The 3252-nt window shown below is 31.4% G+C and carries 4 protein-coding genes; all 4 read right to left on the bottom strand.

Annotated features, from left to right (window positions below):
- Positions 1 to 177: 177 nt before the first annotated feature.
- Positions 178 to 714: a hypothetical protein gene (locus CHA01nite_RS20220; protein ID WP_146944783.1), complete on the bottom strand. Its 537-nt coding sequence runs from the start codon at positions 712 to 714 to the stop codon at positions 178 to 180.
- A gap of 3 nt (positions 715 to 717) precedes the next feature.
- Entirely contained in the window at positions 718 to 1884 is a 1167-nt protein-coding gene (locus CHA01nite_RS20215) for a DNA/RNA non-specific endonuclease (RefSeq protein WP_146944781.1), read from the bottom strand.
- Between the two features lie 103 nt (positions 1885 to 1987).
- Positions 1988 to 2491, bottom strand: a complete 504-nt coding sequence (locus tag CHA01nite_RS20210; RefSeq protein ID WP_146944779.1) for a hypothetical protein — start codon at positions 2489 to 2491, stop codon at positions 1988 to 1990.
- Positions 2492 to 2504: 13 nt separating this feature from the next.
- On the bottom strand, positions 2505 to 3252 hold a 748-nt coding region (locus tag CHA01nite_RS20650), incomplete at its 5' end, for a hypothetical protein (protein WP_228458479.1).

The raw sequence follows: 3252 nt of genomic DNA, 5'->3' as shown, positions 1-3252 counted from the left end.
GGCTCCGAAATTGGTGATTCCTTGCGAAACTCCTGCGATAAGATTTTTGAACAATCTGATCGGAGACTTTGCGCAACGTGAGAAAGTATTGTACATAAAAAGCCACACGAATCCTTTCGTGTGGCTGTGGGGGAAACCCTAATCGATTTCGCTTATGAAAAGTTTTTAATTGCTTTGTTAAATATCTCTATTATACTGTTCTATACCCCAATCATCATTTACTGGTTCTAAATATCGTTCAATAGAAAGCAATTTTCCTAGTTTATACATTTTTAATTCTCCATCCCCTCCTACAAAGGCCCATTTTCCTGTATCTCTATCTGGATTAAATTGAGCAATAATCTTTAAGTCCTCATCTATCGATGCAACTATAAAACATGAATGTAATATTTTTGTTTGTCCTGTTCCTGGATTATCAACAGATACATAACAAGCCCATAAATCTCCATAGTCTCTATTTTGATAATGGCTTATTTTATAAAGATGACGAGGGGTAATAGGATCATCAAATTCTTTTATTTCTTTATAAAATCTCTCAGAATATGGTAGTGTTTCATGCAATCTCATTAAAGGTGGCATTTCATTTACCACGTTTTTATTTAATTCTTTAACTACACTATTATACTCATCTAGTTTTTCTTTGTATCCGCTATAATAAATTGCTTCTTTTTCTTTTTCAAATAGACTTCTAAAAAATTCTTCTATACGTTTCATATTTTACTTTTTAAATAAATCATTTAACCATTTGTCGGCGTTTGCCGTTTCTGCTTGTAATGGTCTTCCTTCTCTCTTACCATCTATAAACATATAAGCTTCATATGATACTTTTTCACAACGTCTTGGATCTTGCTTTTCGTTTAATTTTCTCAGCGTTGCTTTCAAAGCGTTATCATCATTATTCAATTCGGGTTTTACCTTTTTTAATGTTTCTATCAACTTATCGTCTGGTAAAACTTCAAAAGTTGCCGTAACAGTCATGTCAAAAGTAACAATTTTATTTTGATTGTCATTTTGAATTGTTCTTATCTTATCTTTAATAGAATCTTCAGCTTTTTTCATTGTTTGTTTATTAAATGGACCTGAAGTAACTAGTAAATTAAGTGCACTTTTATATCCCGAACCTAAAAACTGGTCTGCCAAAATATGTACTGAATCTAAATCTAATCCATACTTTTCCCGAGCTAATTGTCCGGCACTCACATGATAACCCCTGTCCTTTCCTTCTGGTTTTAATGCCAAATTATTTCCATCAACTGTTTGGGTAACTTTTCTGCCATCAACAGAGTTTAAATCAATTGTTACTGTAAAGTTTTGTTTACCGTTCTCATGAGCTTCTTTATCATATTCATAGGTTACTGCTACCTTGTGATCACCAACTACTCTTATTTCAATATTTTTAGGCGTATATTCTGAATGTTTTTTCTTTTTCTTTTTGACTTTTTCGCCTTTCTTTTCAGGATTTACTTTACCATAAATATATAAGACTTCTTCATCTTTCTCTACTTTGTCAGTAACAATTTTAAGCTCCTGCAAATTGTAGTGATCTTCCAAAACTTCAAGACGTTTCTGCATCTCTTTTTTATCAAGATTTTCGTCTTTTAATAATCGGGTTCCTTCTTTAACGCCGACATCCAAATCATGTTCTTTTTCAGCCGATGTACGTTGGTACGTTGTTTTTGCATCTTTCTTATTCTTCTTACCATCAACTCCAATTTTACTCAACAGCTTCCCTGCCTTCCCCTTCACGAAATTCCAGAACTTCACAATGGCATTCTCAATACGCTGTTTGATTTTACGGATCACACCTAAGACCTTATCTGCCAATCCGCCAATTCCCAATAACGAAGCTAAAAAGCCAATCAGTACAGGAACAGCTCTTCCCAATGCGTTTTCTATTGATTTGGCTACCGCACCTACATTTCCGCTGGCAATGGCTTTTATTTCAAATAAAAAAGCGAAACTTCAATTGAAATTTCGCCCTACATTATTACAAGTTTTTCAAATATTCAAAGTTTTCTAAATCTTCAGTATAACCTACTTTTAATAAATCATCTTTTATATTTTTTAAAAGCTTATGCCATTCAGATATAAAGACATCAGTATTAACGGTTATCGGAAAATTAGCTTCTCTAACATTTTGTACGAATAAATTTGTTTCTCTATCTTTCAATCCGGCAGAGATCCATTTAGGTGTAATTGTGATTAAATTTTCTTCTTTTTTGAAATTCCAATATACAGTAAAACCACTACTTAAAAAACTCATTTGAAATTCATTTTCATTTTCATTCAAGTCTTTAAGCATATATATAATGTCGTTGTACATACCAGCTATATCTCCTCTTTTATCTAAATAAATAAGGTAATTCCCAAAAGTGATAATTACATTTTCGTCATAATTAGGATATATAGACCAAATTGCTTCACTTACTGAAATATCTTCATTGTCTATTATACCTAATTTTTTTGTTACATTAAATTTTATTTCAAACATAATATTATAATTTTTAATATATTGGTTCTGCTGTTTTACTATCTATTGGGAAACCATGGAAGGTTTTATTATCCTTATTTCTTCTTAACCTGATTCTATCAGGCTTAGATTCTGATCCATCTACATAATATACTGTACTAGTACTTCCAGGCATAATGGGAAAATCTTTAAAGCCATCAGCAATTTTTAGTGTTGCTGCGAGCTTACCAGCATAATCTAAATCTTTTTTACTACCCCATTTTCCAAGTGGAAAACTCTTTCCTTTATCTCTTAAATCTTTTTTAAATTCTTGTATAACATCAGATTTTTGCCATGTTATACCATGCTTCTTACCTCTTTTATAGTCATTTTCAGGTTGTAATGGTTTAAGATTAAATAAATCAATAATCTTTATTGTAAATTTAGATAATTCTTTTAGTTTTTCAGCAATCTCTTGCTTATCCTTTTCATTATCAGCAGAATCTATTAATGCATCCAGTCTTTTCGCAATGATTAAAGCTTTATCTTTGTCATCCTTATTTTCTACAGTTGTTTCAATTTGATTAATAAAATCAGAATAAAAAGTAGGAGTACTCTCCATTATCAGGCTATAACCTTTCTTCTCTTTTCTCAGATAAAGAGTATGATTACCATCGGTTTTAGTTGGTACTGAGATTCTTAAAGTAGTCAAATCAATTGCTTTATCATCAATATCTTTTTTACCTTTTTTATCCTTCTTATCTTTCTTACCAACACCAATTTTGCTTAGCAACTTCCCTGCC

It is taken from the genome of Chryseobacterium hagamense, assembly GCF_007991455.1.
Taxonomy (GTDB): domain Bacteria; phylum Bacteroidota; class Bacteroidia; order Flavobacteriales; family Weeksellaceae; genus Chryseobacterium; species Chryseobacterium hagamense.
The sequence above is the reverse complement of the archived record's forward strand: the minus strand, read 5'-3'. Positions and strand labels throughout refer to the sequence as shown.